This is a genomic window from Rhizobium sp. Rhizsp42, assembly GCF_047304155.1.
Taxonomy (GTDB): Bacteria; Pseudomonadota; Alphaproteobacteria; order Rhizobiales; family Rhizobiaceae; genus Rhizobium.
In genome coordinates this window covers 1-241 of record NZ_JBGLYS010000200.1, presented here as the reverse complement: position 1 = coordinate 241, position 241 = coordinate 1, and the positions used below count along the sequence as shown (strand labels likewise).

1 pseudogene is annotated in these 241 nt (G+C 64.7%); it reads right to left on the bottom strand.

From position 1 onward, the window contains the following. Positions 1-241, bottom strand: a pseudogene (locus ACCD05_RS32080) (high-affinity branched-chain amino acid ABC transporter ATP-binding protein LivG); the annotation flags it as partial.

Below are 241 nucleotides of genomic sequence, written 5' to 3'. Positions count from 1 at the left end.
TTCCGCGATCAGCTTGCCGTACTCCAGCACCGAAATGCGGTCGCACAGCCCCATCATGAGTTTCACGTCGTGTTCGATCAGCAGGATCGTGACGCCCGCGCCCTGGATCTTGACCAGCAGGTCGCGCTGCGCGACCTTTTCCGTCGCATTCATGCCTGCGGCGGGCTCTTCCAGGGCGAGCAGCTTCGTTTCGGTCGCCAGCGCGCGGTCGATCTGCAGGGGGCGCTGGTCGCCGTAGGAC